Source organism: Tautonia sp. JC769 (genome assembly GCF_040717455.1).
Taxonomy (GTDB): Bacteria; Planctomycetota; Planctomycetia; order Isosphaerales; family Isosphaeraceae; genus Tautonia.
In genome coordinates this window covers 219,213-236,446 of record NZ_JBFEFH010000007.1, presented here as the reverse complement: position 1 = coordinate 236,446, position 17,234 = coordinate 219,213, and the positions used below count along the sequence as shown (strand labels likewise).

The following is a 17,234-nucleotide window of genomic DNA, read 5'->3' as shown; positions in this document are numbered from 1 at the left end:
ATCCGCCCGATCCGTCCCCCTCGGCGGGCAAATAGTGGGCACGGTTCGGGCCATCGGTCCCCATCGCGGCGATTGATTCGGGGCCAGGGCTGGGTTCCGGCTCCAGTCCAGGAGGGAGTCCAGCGCGATCGACCTGGGTTCTGGCCGGTGAATCGCAAATCCTGGAGCAGTGGAGGACATCGATCGCCGCACACGGCGAACCGAACTTCGGTGTAGCGATTGATGACTGGCGTTGTTAGCTTGATGTCAATCCTCCGGCGCGGTCGAGTGTGGTGGGCAAGAGCCGCCAGTGGTGCCTGATCCCGGGCGAACCGGGCCGGTCGAGCTGTTGCATGTGCGACTGGCCGGGACTTCGCCCGTGTCATCGGCGGCGCGCAGCCGCCGGCGGTCTTTGAGAAGGCTTCGCCGAATCCAACAGCCGGCCTCACGAAGGCCGCTTGTCGACGCACGACCCGGACCACGCGGAAGGGCCTCGGACTCACGCGGAGATGCTGAGGAGCAAGCCAGCGATGCATCGGCGAGATTTCATCCGGGGCGGCGTGATCCTGGCCACGGGCGGGGCGATGGGCGCGGGTCTCTCGGCCCGCTCGTATGGGCGGGTGGCGGGGGCCAACGATCGCGTGAACGTCGCCGTCATCGGCGCCGGCGGCCGGGGCTGGCGCAACCTGGCCTCCATCTCAGGTCGGGACGAGCAGGAATTCGCCGGCGGCCGCGTCACCGGCACGCGCGTCGTGGCCCTGTGCGATGTGGACCTCCGACGCGAGGGCCCGCGCCAGCCGGGCGCCGCCCGCGCCTTCGACGAGTTCGAGGACGCCGCCAAGCACCACGACTACCGCACGATGCTCGACGAGCTGGACCGCGAGATCGACGCGGTCATCATCAGCACGCCCAATCACCACCACGCCCCGGCCAGCCTCATGGCCATGCGTCGGGGCAAGCACGTCTATTGCGAGAAGCCGGGCGCACACTCGGTCTCCGAGGCCCGCGCGATGTCTCGGGTCGCCGCCGAGCGGGGCGTCGCCACGCAGCTCGGCACGCAGGTGCACTCCTCGGAGAACTATCGCCGGATCGTCGAATTGATCCGCCACGGGGCGATCGGCGAAGTTTCGGCCTGCTATCTCTGGCTGCGCTCCGGCTGGCCGGCCGCGGATCGGCCCGCCGAGACGCCCCCCGTCCCGCCCGATCTGCGCTGGGACCTGTGGCTCGGCCCGGCCCCGGAGCGTCCCTACCATCCGTCCTACATCCCCACCCGGTGGCATCAGTGGTGGGATTTCGGCGGCGGGATGCTCGGCAACATGGGCTGCCATTACACGGACCTGGTCTTCTGGGCGATGGAGCTTGAGGCCCCTTCGACCGTCGAATCCGAGGGTCCCAGGCCCTCGCATCCGGAGTCGTCACCGGCCTGGCAGCACGTTCGCTACACCTTCGATCGCGGACCGGATCGGTCGCCGTTCACCCTGACCTGGACCCACGGCCCCGAGCCGCGCGGCGAGCTCGCCGAGCATCGCCTACCCGATTGGGCATGGGGCGTGTTCGTCGGCAGCGAGGGCCGGCTCCTGGTCAGCTACCCGCGCCACGAACTCCTGCCCGAGGGGAGGTTCGCCGATTTCCGCCGACCGGACCCCAGCATCCCCCCCTCGGTCGGCCATCATCAGGAGTGGATCGACGCCTGCCGGGGCGAGGGCCAGCCGTCGTGTCACTTCGGCTACTCGATGCGCGTCACCGAGGCCGTCCTGCTGGGCAATGTCGCCTATCGGAGCGGACGGACGTTGCGATGGGACGCCTCCCGGCTCGCCATCGAGAACGCCCCCGAGGCCGAATCCCTGCTCTGCCGCGATTACCGAGCGGGATGGATGTGAAACGAGACCTCTCGACGCCCTGGGCCGGCGACGCGGCGCGCCCGGTCCGCCGGCGCCCGGGACAGGACAGGTCGGAGAGCCCGCTGAGGCGGGAACGTCTCCGGGAATTCGGATCCCTCCCCCCGCTGCAAGAACGCACCATCTCGATGATCGGACTTGCGTGAGGCCACCCCCCTTCGGTGGTCTCACGGGCCAGGACGGCCAGGAGGCGATCTCTGACATGATGAAACGAGTGGCGATTGCGATCGCGCCCGGAGCACATGGCTCGGGGAGCGATCGGGGGCGGTTGCGATGGTGGGGAGGGTGGAGTGGGGCAGAGATCAGGCGAGCAGTTCGGTGACGATGCGGGCCTCCTGGCCGTCGACGAGGGAGGCACTGCCGCCGGGTCGGGGGAAGGAGAGGCGGGAGTGGTCGAGGCCGAAGAGGTGCAGGAGGGTGGCGTGGTAGTCGGCGTGGGAGACGGGGGATTCGACGGCCTTGATGCCGAACTCGTCGGTGGCGCCGTGGACGTAACCCCCCTTGATGCCGCCGCCGGCCATCCAGGCACTGAAGCCGTAAGTGTTGTGGTCGCGGCCGGCGTTCGCCTCGTTCTGGACGACGGGGAGGCGGCCCATCTCGCCGCCCCACCAGACGACGGTCTCGTCGAGCAGGCCGCGGGTCTTCAGGTCGCGGACGAGGGCGGCGGAGGGGCGATCGACGCGGCGACACATGCGGGGTAAGCGGTCGGTGATGTTGCCGTGGTGGTCCCAGTCCTGGTTGCCGGTGCAGACCTGGACGAAGCGGACCCCGCGCTCGATGAGGCGGCGGGCGATGAGGCATCGGGTGCCGAATTCGGCGGAGTCGGGGTCGTCGATGCCGTAGAGACGCTTCGTGGCGGCCGATTCCTCGGAGATGTCGAGGGCCTCGGCGGCGGCGCCTTGCATGCGGGCGGCCAGCTCGTAGCTGCTGATCCGGGCGGCGAGGTCGTGCTCGCCGGGGTACTGGCAGAGGTGGTCGCGGTTGATCGTGCCGAGGTAGTCGAGGAACTGGCGCTGGACCCGGCCCTCGTAGTGCTCGGGGGGTTCGAGGTCGGCGATCCGGGGCTCTCGGGGGCGGATGGCCGTGCCCTGGTAGAGCGAGGGGAGCCAGCCGTTCGACCAGTTCTCGACCCCCAGGACGGGCAGTCCGCCGGGGTCGGTCAGGACGCAGTAGGCGGGCAAGTTCTGGTTCTCGGTGCCGAGGGCGTAGGAGAGCCACGAGCCGACCGTCGGCCGACCGCGCTGGATGCGGCCGGTGTGGATGGCGGAGATCGACTGGCCGTGGTTGTTGACGCCGGTGTGCATCGACCGGATCAAGGAGATGTCGTCGGCCACCTCGCCGAGGCCGGGGAGCAGCTCGCTCAGCTCCATGCCGCATTCGCCGCGAGGGTGGAACTTCCAGGGGGAGGCGAGGAGTTTGGAGCTGGCCTGGCCGGCGTTGTCGAACTTGATCTCGCCGGTGAACGCCTGGCCGTTGCGGCGGGCCAGCTCGGGCTTGGGGTCGAACAGGTCGTGATGACTCGGCCCGCCCTGCATGAACAGGCAGACCATGTTCTTCGCCCGAGGGGGGGCGGGGGGAGCCTTGGGGGTGAGGTCGTAGGTCGGGGTCTCGAGCGTCGGCTTGCTCGGGCCTTCCTGGCGACCCGAGGCACGCTCCTGGTGCGCGAGCCAGGCCAGGGCGAGCGAGCCGATGCCGACGCCTTGCGAGGCCAGGAAGTGACGGCGAGACGAGCAGCCGACGGCTCGATGAGCGGCCATGAGCCTTCTCCGGGAAAGCGGATCGGATTGGATCGGATCGAGATCAATCGACGTAGAGGAATCCGTTGGAACAGAGCAAGGCGTGGCAGAAGCTCGCCAGGGCGAGGCGGTCGGGGTCGGCCTCGGTTTCGGCGTCGTCTTCGGATTTGAGCTGATCGGCGAGGGTGGCACGCTGGCGGTCGAGGTAGTCGAGCGCGCCGGCGACCTGCTCGGCGTCGGGCGATCGGGCGAAGGCGAGCTGCCAGGCGAGGCGGACGCGAGCCTCCGGGGCGTCGCCGGCCGAGGCGATCACGCGGTCGGCCATCGCCTCGGACTGCTCCAGGACGAACGGATTGTTCATGAGCATGAGGGATTGCGGGGCGACCGTCGAGCTGTCGCGCTGGGGGCAGCTCGGGGAGAGGTCGGGCGGGTCGAACGACTCGGTCAGGCCCAGGGGCATCGTGCGACGGATCTGGACGTAGAGGGTTCGGCGAAGGGCGGCATCGCCGAGCGACTGGTCGGCCTTCGAGGGGCGGCCGGCGGAGTCGCGGTTGTCCTTGCCGACGATGATCCGCCCGGCCTCGTCGGGGGCGACGGGCACGGGGGGGCCGAACGGTTCGGGGTTGAGCGTGCCGGCGGCGGCGAGGATGGCGTCCCGGACGGTCTCGGCCTCCAGGCGTCGGACGTTCTGACGGCCGAGGAGGACGTTCTCGGGGTCGATCGCGTCGAGGTCGGGGCGTCGGGTCGAGGCCTGGCGGTAGGCGGTCGAAGTCATGATCAACCGATGCAGGCGCTTGAGGGTCCAGCCCTCTTGCATGAAGTCGTCGGCCAGCCAGTCGAGCAGCTTGGGGTGCGAGGGTCGATCGCCGAGGAACCCGAAGTCGCCGGTCGACGCGACGAGGCCGCGGCCGAAGTGGTGCATCCAGGCCCGGTTGACCAAAACGCGGGCGACCAGGGGGTGCTCGCCGCCGGTCAGGTGCCGGGCATAGGCGAGGCGTCGGCCGGTGGTCGGGAGGTCCGGGTCGTCGATCGGGATGTCGGGCGACCCGGTGGCGACGGTCAGGATCGTCAGCTCGCCGGGGTCGACGGCCTCGGCCGGCTGGTTCGGGTCGCCTCGGAGGAAGAGGTGGGTGGTGGGGACCTTGCCGGGGACCTCGGTCAGGGCGTGGACATAGTTGTCGGGCGGTCGCTTCGGCTCGACGGCGGCGGTGCGCTTGGCGAATTCGCCCGTGATTTCGTTGTACGCCTTGGCGTCGTAGAGGCTGACATTGCCGGGAGTCACGAGCACGCGGGGGTAGGTCCGCAGCAGCTCGACCTGTTCCTCGGAGCGGTCGGAGGGCTTGAGGTCGCGGGCCTCGCGGAGCGGCTGGCGAAGCTCCTCGGGGGCGGCCTCCAGCTCCTCCTCCAGGGTGCGGTTCACGAGGTCGTTGATGGCCGCGGCGCGTTCCTTATTCACCTGGGCGAGGGCCTCGGCGGCGAGTTTGGCCTGCTCGCGGTCGGCGTCGGTCCAGAGGGAGATCAGGCGGGCGTTGGGCAGCTTCCAGTCGGAGACGTCGAGGGCCGGCTCGAACAGGGCGCGGAAGGCGAAGTAATCTTCGTGCGAGATCGGGTCGTAGCGGTGGGAATGGCACTGGGCGCAGCCGACGGTCAGGCCGAGGAAGGCGGTCGAGACGACCTTGATGGTCTCGGCCACGGCGTCGTTGCGGGCGACGACGGGGTCGACCTCGCGGTCGGCGGTGCCGTCGGGGGCCATCCGGAGGAATCCGGTGGCGATGAGGCGGTCGAGGTCCTCGGGGCCGAGCTGCTCGTAAGGCGGCGCGACGAGTTCGTCGCCGGCCAGTTGCTCGACGATGAGTTCATCCCAGGGACGATCGGCGTTGAAGGCACGGATCAGGTAGTCTCGGTAGCGATAGGCCCAGGGGCGGACGGGGTCGGCCAGGGTGTATCCGTCGCTGTCGGCATAGCCGGCGACGTCCATCCAGTGGCGTGCCCAGCGCTCGCCGTAGTGGGGGGATTCGAGCAGCCGGTCGATCAGGCGCTCGACGGCATCAGGCTGGTCGTCGGCGAGGAAGGCGGCGACCTCCTCGGGGGTCGGCGGCAGCCCGAGCAGGTCCATCGAGGCGCGGCGGATGAAGGTGGCGCGGTCGGCCTCGGGGCCGAAGCTCAGCCCTTCGGCCTGGAGGCGATCGAGGAGGAAGGCGTCGATCGGGGTGCGGACGAGGGGGGCGTCGTCGCCATCGATCCTGGGGACCTCGGGGCGTCGGATCGGCTGGAAGGACCAGAAGCCGGCGTCTTCCTGGGTGAGGACCATCTCGCCGGGGGGCGGGATCTCATCGGGCTCGGGCCGGAGGATGGGGGCGCCGGCGTCGATCCAGGCGGCGATGGTGGCCTTCTGATCGCTCGAGAGCTTGGCGTCGCCGGGGGGCATCTCGTCGGCGTCGATCCGGTGCCAGAGGAAGCTGCCGTCGCGGTCGCCGGGGACGATCGCCTCGCCGGTCAGGCCGCCGTCGAGCATCGTCCGGACGAAGCGGAGGTCGAGCCCGCTCTTGAGCCTCGGTTCCTCGCCGTGGCAGTGGAAGCAGTGCTCCTTGAGGATCGGCCGCACGTCGCGCTCGAAGCTGATCGCGGTGGGATCGGACGGAGGATCGGCCCCCCCTGCCCTGGCCGTCGAATCGGCTCCGGAGCGCCAGAGGACCAGACAGGTGAGGAGCACACCGGTGGCTCGGAATCGTCGGCGGAGGGTCATGGGCGGGCAACCCCCTCAGGGCGAGAGCAGAAACGCGGGCGGCCGGATTGGCACGCAATTCGACCAATTGTTGAACCGCAGTTTAACGAAAGAGAGGGGGAGAGGCAACTTGCCTTCTTCGCCCGAGGGGAGATCACGGGCGGTTGGGATCGCCGCTCGTGAAGGTGTCGAGCACGGGGAGGAGGTCGGCGACGGACTCAATGACCGCGTGCGCCCCAGCCTTGCGGAAGTTCTCCTCGGCGGAGTTGAGCCGAGAGGCGAGATCGCTCGGGTCGAGCCGGGCGAGTTCTTCGAGCGAGAGGCCCAGCGCGTTGCCGGTCCGTGTGACGGCGACGGTCCAGGCGCCGGCGTTGCGGCCGGCCTCGATGCCGGGCACGGTGTCATCGACGACCACGACCCGGGACATGGGGAAGACGTCGAGCGCTTCGGCGGCCCGGAAGATCATCCAGGGGGCGGGGCGTCCCCGAGGAGTGTCGTCGGCGCAGAGGATGACCTCGGGGTCGAAGCCCTGGGCGCGGGCGATCGGGGCGACGACCTCCATCAAGGCCCGGGTGTAGCCGGTGCTGGAGCCGATCCGGATCCCTCGGCGGCGGCACTCGGCGACGACCTCGGGGACACCCGGGATCACGTCGGAATGCCTCGCCAGGACTTCCTGTTGCAAGGGCAGGAAGTCCGCATAGAGGCGGTCGATATCGGTTTCGGTGGCGGGTTGGCCGAATCGGGAGTGCCAGGCCGCGGCCACGCGGGGGACGGCGAGGATGCTGGCGATGTGCTCGCGCTTGGCCATGCCCATCGGCCCGCGGGCCTCGGCGGTGGTGATGGGGACGTCGGCCCGGCGAAAGACCTCGACGAAGACCTCGACGGGGGCGCGGCTGCCGTGGTCGATGGTCGTCCCGGCCCAGTCGAAGAGGATGGCACCGATGGGAGGGGGCGAAGACGGTGTCATGATCGGGTCGTCTCCCAGGAGTGTTCGGCCAGGCCGAAGGACATGGTCATGCCCGAGCCGCCGGTCCCCGTGCGAATGGAGACGCCGGGCATCGGCTCGGCCTCGAACACGGGGGCGGCGGCGTTTTTGGCATAGATGCCGTGCCAGCGCTCGGTGATCGACCAGTCGGGGAGCTGGATGACCTGGCGGAGTTCGCGAAGCATCAGGTCGTCAATCACGGCTTTGTCGAAGGGGGCAATGGCATCGTCGTACTCGTGCGAGTCGCCGAGGATGATCTCGCCGGCCTGGTTCTGCGAGGCCATGACGTGGATGCCGAACTGGTCGAGTTCGGGCGCCTCGGTGGCGATGCGTTGCTTCAAGGCGGTGAGGCTCTCCGTCACCTCGAAGTTGGCGTAGTGCCGCAGGGTCAGGCCGCTGGCGAGGTGGGGACCGAGGGTCCAGCCGTCCGGCTGAGCAGCGGCCTTGAGCATCTGGAGCTTGCAGCGTCGGAGGCCGGAATGCTGGAAAACGTCGGGAAAGAGCGTCTCGAAATCGGAGCCGCCGCAGACGATCAAACGATCGAACGTCCAGGAGCGACCGTCGGCCGATCGGGCCCGGCCGGGCTCGACCCGGGTGATGGCGGTCTGGAACTGGAAGGAGACGCCGAAGCGATCGGCCAGCCAGCCGGGCATCGTGCGGATGACGGCGCGGGGGTCGACGCACAGCTCCATCGGGCTGAACAGGCCGCCGAGCAGGCCATCGGGATTGGCTCCCGGCGAGCGGGCAAGGACCTCGGCTCGCGAGAGAAGTTCGCAGGAATAGCCAAAATCAGGGCCAATCCGGCTGAATTCCCGGAGGACGGCCCATTCGTCCTCGCGATGGGCCAGGTGGATCGAGCCGCAGGGGTTGACCCAGATTTCACTTTGATCACGCAATTCGAGCCAGCAGGAGCGGCTTCGCAGAGCGATGGCAAACGCCTCGCCGCTCGGCTGGCCGATGGGCCAGACCATGCCGAAGTTGCGGACCGAGGCGCCGGAGGCGATCGGGGAACGCTCGAAGACGGTCACGCGATGGCCGCGACGGGCCGCCGACCAGGCATGCGCCAGGCCGACGATGCCCGCGCCAACGATGCCGATGGTCTCAGGGGGTTCAGCTTTCGCGAACGATTCAGCGGTCATGGATCGGCTCGGCGCGAGTCGGCGGGGGCGAGGGCGGCTTCGAGGAGGGGGAGATAGGTGTCGAACTCGGGGACGTCGGCGTTGGGGTCTTTTGCCTCGTCGTCCCAGCGGCGGAGGGAGACGGCGGCCTCGTGGTGAGGGGAGGAGCGGAACTGCTCGACCTCCTCGGCCGCCATCGGCCCGCCTTGCAACTGCAAGCTGAGCCGAGAGGGCGGGCTGAGCTGTTCCCGGTACATCGGTTCGACGGCGCAGAGAAAGCGCTTGGCGGCGACATGCAAACGGACGGGTTCGACGACTTCGGCGCCGAAGTGACGGGAGAGCCAACGACCGGCAAGCCCTTCGTGGTGGTCGTCAACGCCTTGCTGCGTGGCGTCTTCGGGGAGATCGTGGAGCAGGTGGCCGATGTCGTGGAGCAAGGCGGCGGCGATCAACGCGGGGGCGGCCCCCGATCGCCGGGCGAGGTCGGCGGCCTGGAGCGCGTGCTGGAGCTGCGAGACGGCCTCGCCGCCGTATTCGGCGTGGCCGCGATCGAGGAAGAGGCGGCGGATGGTGGCAATCGCGTCGGCCGGTGTGTTCGCCATCGGCTCGGATCTCCATCCGATCTTCATGAGCGTGCGTTAGGCTGGAGACGCGTTCGACATTCGGGCCGCCGGTCGAGGACCCCGGGGCGTTCCCGGGCAGCCGAGGCCGATCGGGACGTGATGCCGGATTCGCGGAGGAGATTATTCCATGACGACCGCCGAGGGGCAACCGGCCGAGGCCGAGGCGGAGCCGGAGTCCGGGGCCGAAACCGGCCGGTCGATGTCGATGATCGCGCTCTGGTCGCTGGTGGCGGCGTTCGGGACGTACTTCTGCATGTATACCTTTCGCAAGCCATTCACGGCGGCCGTGTTCCGAGAGGGGTCGATCTGGGGGCTCGAAGAGAAGACGGTGCTGGTGACGGCGCAGGTGTTCGGCTACACGATCTCGAAGATCGTCGGCATCCGCGTGATCGCGGAATTGCCGCCGAGCCGGAGGGCGTCGGGCATCCTGGTCCTGAACGGGTCGGCCCTGGTGGCGCTGCTGCTGTTCGCGGTGGTGCCGTCGCCGCTTCATGTGTTGTGTCTGTTCGTCAACGGCCTGGCGCTGGGGATGGTCTTCGGCATGGTGCTCGGGTTCGTCGAGGGGAGACGCAGCACCGAGGCGCTGGCGGCGGGCCTCTGCGGGAGCTTCATCCTGGCCGACGGGGTGGCGAAGTCGGTGGGGACGTGGTTGCTCGGTCTCGGGGTGTCCGAGCGCCGGATGCCGGGCATGGCGGGGCTGATGTTCGTGCCGCCGTTGCTGCTGTTCGTGGGGATGTTGACGCGGATTCCGCCCCCCGACCGTCGCGACGTCGAACGCCGGGGTCACCGATCGGCGATGGATCGGCACGACCGGGCGGCATTGCTCATCAAGTACGGGCCGGGTCTGCTGCTCGTCGTGCTGGCGTACCTGCTCATCACGGTGCTGCGGAACATCCGGGCCGACTTCATGACCGAACTCTGGCGAGGGCTGGGGGTGGACGCGGTGCCGGCGACGTTCGCGAACTCGGAGTTGCTGGTCATGCTGTTCGTGCTGGTGGCCAATGGCATGAGCGTCCTGATCCTCGACAATCGCCGGGCGTTTTTCGCCTCGATCGCCACGGCGTTCTCCGGAGGGGTGATGATGCTGCTCGCCCTGGTGGCGTTGCGGCAGCATTGGGTCGGCGGCTTCGCGTTCATGGTCCTGATCGGCACCGGCCTCTACTTGCCGTATGTGGCCATCCATACCACGGTGTTCGAACGCCTGATCGCCATGACGAGGGACCGGGGGAACCTGGGATTCCTGATGTACGTGGCCGACTCGGCCGGATACCTTGGCTACGCGGGATTGATGATCGCCCGGGGGCTTTTGCCGACCGGGGAGTCGTTCATGACCTTTTTCGCCGTCACCTGCGGGATCGTCGCCGTCTTGACCAGCGTGAGCCTGGCGGTGAGCTGGGGATTCTTCGCCCGGAAGGTGGCGTCGATCGAGGCGGTCGGGGGGAATTCAGCGTGACGGGTTCCTCGGTGGCGGCGATCTTTCACGGCCCGGGCGTGCCCCTGGAATTCCGGGAGGTCGCCCTGCCCGATCCCGACCGGATCGGGGCCGCGATGCTGGTCGAGGTCGTCGCCTGCACCCTCTGCGGCAGCGACCTGCACAGCTACCACGGCCGACGATCGGTGCCGGTGCCGACGGTCCTCGGCCATGAGATCCTCGGCCGCATCGCCGCCTTCGGCCCGGAGGCCCCGAGGCAGGATGCGGACGGTCGGCCCTTGAAGGTGGGCGATCGCGTGACCTGGGGCGTGGTGGCCTGCTGCGGCGAGTGCTTCTCCTGTCGACATGATCTACCGCAGAAATGCGAGCGGATGGTGAAGTACGGTCACGAGGCGATCCGCCCGGGGCTGGAACTGACCGGCGGACTGGCCGGGCACTGCGTCCTCGTGCCGGGGACGGCCATTTTTCTCGTTCCCGAGGAGCTGCCCGACGCCGTCGCCTGCCCTGCCAATTGCGCGACGGCGACGGTCGCCGCGGCCTTGGAGGCGGCGGGGCCGATCGAGGGGAACCGGGTCCTGGTCCTCGGCTCGGGGATGCTCGGCCTGACCGCCGCCGCCTGGGCCCGGACGCTCGGGGCCGGGGAGGTGATCTGCTGCGATGCCGACGCCCGACGGCTCGACCTCGCCGAGGTGTTCGGCGCGTCGCGGACGGCGACGCCCGAGACGATGGCCGAGGTCGTCTCCTCCGCGACCGAGGGCCGGGGGGTGGATGTCGCGATCGAGTTGACCGGGGCGCCGGAGGCGATCGAGGCCGCCTTGCCGATCGTCCGGATCGGCGGCGTGTTCGTCCTGGTCGGCGCGGTCTGCCCGACGAGGCCGGTGGCGATCGTCCCCGAGCAGATCGTCCGCCGCTGCCTGACGATCCGAGGCGTGCACAATTACCGGCCGGACCACCTGGGCCGGGCGCTCGACTTCCTCGCCTCGGCCGGGGCGTTCCCGTTCCGGGAACTCGTCTCGGAGTGGCAGCCGCTGTCGAGCCTGGAAGCGGCCTTGAATGCGCCGCCCGATCCGGACCGGCCTCGCATGGGAATCCGGCCGGGATCGTGAACGCCGACCTACGGGGACGGTTCGGGACGGAGTCGGAGCCAGGGGGCGCGGCCGGACTGGTGGGCGTCGGCCAGGGCGGATCGGATGGTGACGACCGGCTCGGGGTGGGACAGGCCGAAGGTGTCGTCGGCCAGGTCGCCGCGGACATGAAGGCGGAGGAAGGCCCCGGCGACGAGGGCCGGGGAGCCGATGGCTCTCAAGCGGCGCGAGATCAATCCGCCGGCAGCGTAGGAATACCGCATGGGCCGGTGGGCGGCGTCGGGCAAGCGGTGGACGAGGCGGGGGCGACCGGTGATCCGGCAGACGAGGCGGGCCATGTCGGTGTAGGACAGATACGGCCCGACCACGGCGTAGCGACGACCGTGATCGCCGTGCGACAGGGCTGCGCGATGGGCCTGGGCGATGACCGAGGCGTCCACGATCGGGATCCCGCCGCCGGGGATGACGGCGACCGGGGTCCGGGCCATCATCAGCAGGAGGCCGGTCGAGGTCGGCCGGATGTCCCGGGGGCCGATGACCATGCCGGGGCAGATCGCCAGGCATTGCATCCGATCGCCGCACCCTCGGAGGACGATCGCCTCGGCCTCGCGCTTGGTCCGAGAATAGGGAGATGCGACGGCGTGCAGGTTCCAGGGGGTCTGCTCGTCGGCGGGTTCTTCGGGAGTCCCCGCGGCCACCGTGTGCAGGGTGGAGGTGAAGACGAACCGCTCGACCCCCGCGGCGTCGGCCTCGGCGAGCAGGGCCCGAGTCGCCTCGACGTTGACGAGCCGGGCGCGATCCTCGTCGTCGGGCCCGAGGCTGACCCATCCTGCGGCGTGGATCACGGCCCGCATCCCCCGGACGGCGGCCTGGCGGGTGGCGGGGTCGAGCAGGTCGCCGATCTGCCAGTCGATCGGCGGGTCGCAGGGCTCGATCGGCGGCGGCCTTCGGGCGAGGCCGCGCACGGGGTGCCCGGCCCGCGACAGCGCCCGGGCGATGTGGCCGCCGACGAAGCCGCCGGCCCCGGTGACGAGGACCGGCCAGTTTTCCGGGGCGATCGCCGGCACGGTCAGGGGCCCCCGGTCGAGAGCAAGGTCGGGTCGGGGGCCCAGATGTAGAGGAAGGTCGGCAGCTTGGCGCGGTCGAGCCCGGGGTAGCTGATCGGGAACAGCTCTCCCTGGATCGGCCGGTTCGGCGTGACCGAATAGACGGAGCGGGCGGGGTCGCCGGGCCGCTTCAACAGGACCACCTCGGCCCCGAATTCGGGGATGCCGGCCCGGGCCTCGGCCTCGGCGATGGCGTCGTCGAGGTAGCCGAGGCGATCGACGAGCCCGAGCGTCAGGGCCTCGTCGGCCGGCACGACGCGGCCATCGGCCAGGAGGTCGCGGGCGTCGTCGTCGAGGGTCGGCCGGTGCTCCAGGACGCGACGGCCGAACCGATCGGCGAAGCGGTCGGCCATGCTTTGAAGCAGGCGGGCGGCCTCGTCGGGCAGGGGTTCGGCGACGTTCCCCATGTCGACCAGGTCGCCGGAGGTGATCGGCTCGGCGAGGATGTTGAACTGGGCCATCGCGTCCTGGAGGTTGTAGCGATTGATGAGGGCCCCGATGCCGCCGGTGACGGTGGTCGGGTGCGCGACGATCCGGTCGGCCCCCACCGCCAGATAGTAGGCGCCGGACGTGCCCAGATCCATCAGGCAGCAGATGACAGGCAGGCCCGAACGCTCGCGGAAGCGGCGGAGATCCTCGGCCATGATGTCGCAGGCCGTGACCGACCCGCCAGGGCTGTTGATCCGCACCACGACGGCCCGGATGCTCGGGTCGGCCGCGATGGCGTCGAGCCGTTCCCGGAAGGCCGCGACCGGGTTCTCCCCGGCCGAATACGGGCCGGTCGGCGCCTGGTTCAGGAGCAAGCCATCGACCTCGACCAGGGCAACCCGGGCAGCTCCCCCCCCTGCTCTGCCCGATCGGACCGGCACGGCGGCCATCGGGCCGGGGTCGGTCACGGTCGGGATCTTCACCTCGATCGGCCCCTGCACCTGTGCCGAGACGGTCGCGGCCACGTCGGCATGGCCCCGGAAGGTCGAGTCGGTGTCGAACCGGCCGACGACCGGGATGTGACCGCAACCGATCAATCCCGGCAGGATGATCAGCCCGAGGGCCCATCCCAGCACCCGACGCCGGCCCAGATGATGCAATCCGATCAACACCAGGAGTCCCCTTTGTTCAACCCTTCGTGGTCGCGCATCCTGGCCGCCCTCGCCCGGCCTTCGACCACCCTCATCCTGCTGGCGATTGAGGAATGGCCGCGGCGGAATCGGGCGAAGGGGCCGCCGCTCCTTCGGTCGGTTCGGTACAATCGCAGTTATCGGTAGCACACGGATGGGACTTGCAAGCGGACCCGAGCAGCGAGAGGCTCGCAATCGTCATGATCGGAATGATTGTCGGCGTCGGTTGGGTTGTCCTGGTCGGCGGAGCGGACGGAATCGCCGCATCGCACGAGGAGAACGGGGTTTATGATTCCGTCCGGCAGGAGGGTCTGGCCGTCGGCGGCCGGACGATCCGGCTCGACGGGCCCAGGTTCCCGGACGGCCAGACCGCCGAGGAGCAGCGGGAGGCGCTCCGGGACCTCGCCGGGTCGGATCGAGCGGTGGAGGGATTGCTCCGGCCGTCCGTGACCGCGCCGTTTCTCCTTTCCCTGAAAGATGAAACGGCGGACGGGGCGATGATCCGCTCGGGCGATCTCTTCTTCGCGATCCGGGTGGATCTCGACGCGATCGACCCGGAAACCCTGTTCGGGCAGGGGGACAGCGAGCCGGTCGAGGCGGGGAATATGCGCTTCGAGGCCCAGGTCCTGGAGGATCAGGATGGGGAGGGTGGAGACTCAGGCTCGGCTTCGGCCCGGTTCGTCCATTCGGAAGGCAGGCTGCTCGACCGGATCGGCGTCGAGTCGACGGCGCGGGTGGCGGCGTCGCGATCGGGTGATTCCGTCGTGGTCGCGTCCCGGACCGATCGGGGGTTCGACGGCCACGACCGATGGCCGAACCGCTGGTGGACCATCGATCGCCAGGGGACCTCGGAGGTGACCGGGCCGCCCGAACCGTATTCCGGGGGCATCGGCTATGCCAAGCTGACTCGGCTCAAGGACGATCCGGAAACCGTCCTGGTGGAGCTGCGCTTCGCGTTTGCCGAGCCGACCGCTTGGTTCAATGGCGCCCCGATCTTGCGGTCGAAGTTCAGCCTGATCGCCCAGGACCAGATCCGCCGCCTGCGACGGGAACTGGGCCGCTGAGCGACCAGGCCGACGGCCGGCCGACTGATCGGAGGGCGATCCGATCAGTTATTGAGCGTGTCGTCGACGGCCGCCCCGGCCTCCTCGGCCGGGCCGCGCGGGTCGAGGGCATCCTGCATGTCGTCGGCGGCGTTATCGATCGATTCGCCGGCCCGCTCGGCGGGCCCTTGTTGTTCGCAGCCGACGCACAAGGCCAGGGAGGCCAGCAGGGTCAGGCACCATCCGAATGCGGTTCGATGGGTCATGGCAAGCATTCCTCAAAACAAGAAACGATCGTGGGCCGTTGCCGGTCAACGATCGACCTTCCCCGACCGGATGGAGATCCGATCCATCGAGCGGCTCGGGGACGATTGGGCCAGACCTGCTCGAGCAATTCCGGCGCCGCAATCCCTGAACTGCCCGTTCGCCACGCGCGAGACTCAGCGTTTTGCCCGACGAGGCGGGCGGCGAGTGTTGACGGGCTGCTCCGCCAGCGACCGCAGCATGCGCTCTAGACGATCAACGTCGGTGTGCGAGGTCAGGGCCGTCGCGTCTCCGAAGCCCAGCGGGATGCGGTCGCCGGGAGGAGGGCTGGTCATCGCAAAGGACCAGGAGACCGGGGCCGGGCCGATCCGCCGGGTGACCCGGGCGTCGAGCCCCGCATCGAAGCTGAGTTCGGGAGCCAACCTGAGGACCGCGTCGATCGGCCCGGAATCACTGGCGGGGTCGGGCCAGCAGAAGGTCGTCAAGGCCCCGGTGGTCGGCTCCACGATCAGGGCGTAGTGCAGGTTGACCTCGCGGTGCTTGCCCTCGACGACCAGGACGGTCGGCGTCTGGAACAGCGCGAACGTGGGCGACCGGGCGATCAGCCGCCCTCGATGCAACTTCGCCTCGGCGGCGATCAACACGACGCGATCGACGACCCCGAGCGAGTCGAACGCCTCGGGAGGGCCGTGCCGAGTCACGACCAGCTCGCGATTGCCGACCGGGACGGCGTTGCCGACCCCGACCCGGACCAGCCGAGCGGGCCTCCTCCGAGGCTCGGGCGGGGCGACCTCCGCCGTGATGACCGTCCGGAACCGCGTCGCCGTGGCACCGGCCGAATCAGGGAGCGACGCCAAATCGCCCGAGACCAGTCGAGGGACCGATCGGACGACCCGAGATGTCCAGCCCTCCGGTGCCCCTTGCCCAACCTCCGCCCCAGGTTCCAGGTGAACCAACCGGGGGAGCGCTTGCGGCTCCTCCTGCATCAGAGGCGTGTCGTCGCCACTCCCGCAGGCAATCAGGAGCGATCCCAGAGCGAGACCAGTGATCCGGACCACGTGACGAACCATGATTCCTCGAATCCTCCTGGAGCACCCAACCGTCAATCAAGTTCTCCGATCAATACGCTCGACATTCACTCTAGCGTCCATCACGCGTTTCTGCCGTCGGCCGGCGCAAGTGCTTGATTCGACCCAACCAGTCAGTGAGGGCCGCCAGCGTCCTGGTTCCATCGCACCAGAATGCGGGCGAGGGGAGGGCCTGTCGGAGCCACCGGTCCTCGGAGTGTTCGCGTCGTATCCCGTTTTCAGGTTATGGTTTGCGGGGGAAGTTCGGCCCTTTCGAGTGACGCCCTGAGACGATTGGCAACCCATTCGCGTCCCTGGACGCCCGGGCATCGAGGGGCGTCTCACGCACAAGCGATCGGACGATCCGACAACCGAGGGCGACGGCGTCGAGATTTCCTATTTTGTCCAGTCGGCGAATTTTTCGCATCCTAAGTTTCGGGTAAAGTTGTCTTGGCGAACGATTCCGAACCGGATTGCCCGGCGAATCAGATCGAACGGCCGCGAGCGCGACGACGAGGGCCGCCCGTGGTGCTCCGAGGCGGGGAGGGAACCGTGAGGTGGGCCGTGCTGGACGCGATCCCGGGGCGAGAACCAACTGTCTGCCTTTCGAAAAATTTCAGCAATCCGCGTCGCCTCGAGATGTCGAACATGAGGAGTCGGGTCGAATCACAATGGCTCAGGACGATGAAACGCCACGACGAAATGATCCGATTGCGAGCGACCAGGGCGGCCACGGTGGTGCGCCGGAGATCGCTGGGGGAGTTCACGCCGTGACGAACACCGACCCGAGCCCAGGTAGTCTGCCTCGAATCCTCGTCCTGATCCCGAGTGAACCGGGGTGGGAGGGGGCGTTGGTCGCGGCCGGTCGGTCGGGAGCGATGGGGGTACTCGATCTCGACCGCCTCGACGTTCCAGCCTGTCGGTCGGCCCTGGACCGGGTTCGGCGGTGGGCCGATCGACCCTTCGCGGCGCGGATCCAGGCCCAGCATCTCGCGTCGGGAGACTGGCCCGATCGGCTCGAGGTGGTGATCTGCCCGGGGGACCGTTCGACCCCC

Annotated in this window: 13 protein-coding genes; 4 read left to right on the top strand and 9 right to left on the bottom strand. The window is 69.2% G+C overall.

Annotation, left to right across the window (positions count from 1 at the left end; genetic code table 11):
- Positions 1 to 509 precede the first annotated feature (509 nt).
- Complete coding sequence (locus AB1L88_RS10080) at positions 510 to 1,859, top strand: Gfo/Idh/MocA family oxidoreductase (RefSeq protein WP_367096526.1); 1,350 nt, start codon at positions 510 to 512, stop codon at positions 1,857 to 1,859.
- Positions 1,860 to 2,179: 320 nt separating this feature from the next.
- On the opposite strand, the gene AB1L88_RS10075 is transcribed toward AB1L88_RS10080, so the two are convergent.
- The 5 genes from AB1L88_RS10075 to AB1L88_RS10055 all read right to left on the bottom strand — a co-directional run bounded on the left by AB1L88_RS10075 (position 2,180) and on the right by AB1L88_RS10055 (position 9,043).
- Positions 2,180 to 3,634 carry a DUF1501 domain-containing protein gene (locus tag AB1L88_RS10075; RefSeq protein ID WP_367096525.1) on the bottom strand — a complete coding sequence of 485 codons (1,455 nt, stop codon included), beginning with the start codon at positions 3,632 to 3,634 and terminating at the stop codon, positions 2,180 to 2,182.
- Between the two features lie 43 nt (positions 3,635 to 3,677).
- Complete coding sequence (locus AB1L88_RS10070) at positions 3,678 to 6,326, bottom strand: PSD1 and planctomycete cytochrome C domain-containing protein (protein ID WP_367096524.1); 2,649 nt, start codon at positions 6,324 to 6,326, stop codon at positions 3,678 to 3,680.
- A 166-nt stretch (positions 6,327 to 6,492) separates the two neighbouring features.
- The gene (gene phnX, locus AB1L88_RS10065) at positions 6,493 to 7,305 is read right to left on the bottom strand and encodes a phosphonoacetaldehyde hydrolase (RefSeq protein WP_367096523.1); all 813 of its coding nucleotides are present in this window, start codon (positions 7,303 to 7,305) and stop codon (positions 6,493 to 6,495) included.
- Entirely contained in the window at positions 7,302 to 8,462 is a 1,161-nt protein-coding gene (locus AB1L88_RS10060; protein WP_367096522.1) for a TIGR03364 family FAD-dependent oxidoreductase, read from the bottom strand. The genes phnX and AB1L88_RS10060 overlap by 4 nt, the downstream gene beginning before the upstream one ends.
- Positions 8,459 to 9,043 (bottom strand): phosphonate degradation HD-domain oxygenase, encoded by a 585-nt coding sequence (locus AB1L88_RS10055; protein ID WP_367096521.1) that lies wholly within the window; start codon positions 9,041 to 9,043, stop codon positions 8,459 to 8,461. The genes AB1L88_RS10060 and AB1L88_RS10055 overlap by 4 nt, the downstream gene beginning before the upstream one ends.
- A 148-nt stretch (positions 9,044 to 9,191) precedes the next feature.
- Here AB1L88_RS10055 and AB1L88_RS10050 point away from each other — a divergent pair, with 148 nt between their 5' ends.
- Both AB1L88_RS10050 and AB1L88_RS10045 read left to right on the top strand, forming a co-directional pair.
- Positions 9,192 to 10,517, top strand: a complete 1,326-nt coding sequence (locus AB1L88_RS10050; protein ID WP_367096520.1) for a DUF5690 family protein — start codon at positions 9,192 to 9,194, stop codon at positions 10,515 to 10,517.
- The gene (locus AB1L88_RS10045) at positions 10,514 to 11,602 is read left to right on the top strand and encodes a zinc-binding dehydrogenase (RefSeq protein ID WP_367096519.1); all 1,089 of its coding nucleotides are present in this window, start codon (positions 10,514 to 10,516) and stop codon (positions 11,600 to 11,602) included. The genes AB1L88_RS10050 and AB1L88_RS10045 overlap by 4 nt, the downstream gene beginning before the upstream one ends.
- Positions 11,603 to 11,610: 8 nt before the next feature.
- On the opposite strand, the gene AB1L88_RS10040 is transcribed toward AB1L88_RS10045, so the two are convergent.
- On the bottom strand, positions 11,611 to 12,648 hold the full coding sequence (locus tag AB1L88_RS10040; RefSeq protein WP_367096518.1) for an NAD-dependent epimerase/dehydratase family protein: 1,038 nt from the start codon (positions 12,646 to 12,648) through the stop codon (positions 11,611 to 11,613).
- Between the two features lie 2 nt (positions 12,649 to 12,650).
- Entirely contained in the window at positions 12,651 to 13,787 is a 1,137-nt protein-coding gene (locus tag AB1L88_RS10035) for a S49 family peptidase (protein WP_367096517.1), read from the bottom strand.
- 218 nt (positions 13,788 to 14,005) lie between these two features.
- On the opposite strand from AB1L88_RS10035, the gene AB1L88_RS10030 reads away from it, so the two are divergent.
- Positions 14,006 to 14,869 (top strand): hypothetical protein, encoded by an 864-nt coding sequence (locus AB1L88_RS10030; protein ID WP_367096516.1) that lies wholly within the window; start codon positions 14,006 to 14,008, stop codon positions 14,867 to 14,869.
- Positions 14,870 to 14,913: 44 nt separating this feature from the next.
- Here the strand turns inward: AB1L88_RS10030 and AB1L88_RS10025 are convergent, their stop codons facing one another.
- Together AB1L88_RS10025 and AB1L88_RS10020 are read right to left on the bottom strand one after the other, a co-directional pair.
- Entirely contained in the window at positions 14,914 to 15,114 is a 201-nt protein-coding gene (locus AB1L88_RS10025; RefSeq protein WP_367096515.1) for a hypothetical protein, read from the bottom strand.
- Positions 15,115 to 15,288: 174 nt separating this feature from the next.
- Complete coding sequence (locus AB1L88_RS10020) at positions 15,289 to 16,182, bottom strand: hypothetical protein (protein ID WP_367096514.1); 894 nt, start codon at positions 16,180 to 16,182, stop codon at positions 15,289 to 15,291.
- Between the last annotated feature and the right edge of the window lie 1,052 nt (positions 16,183 to 17,234).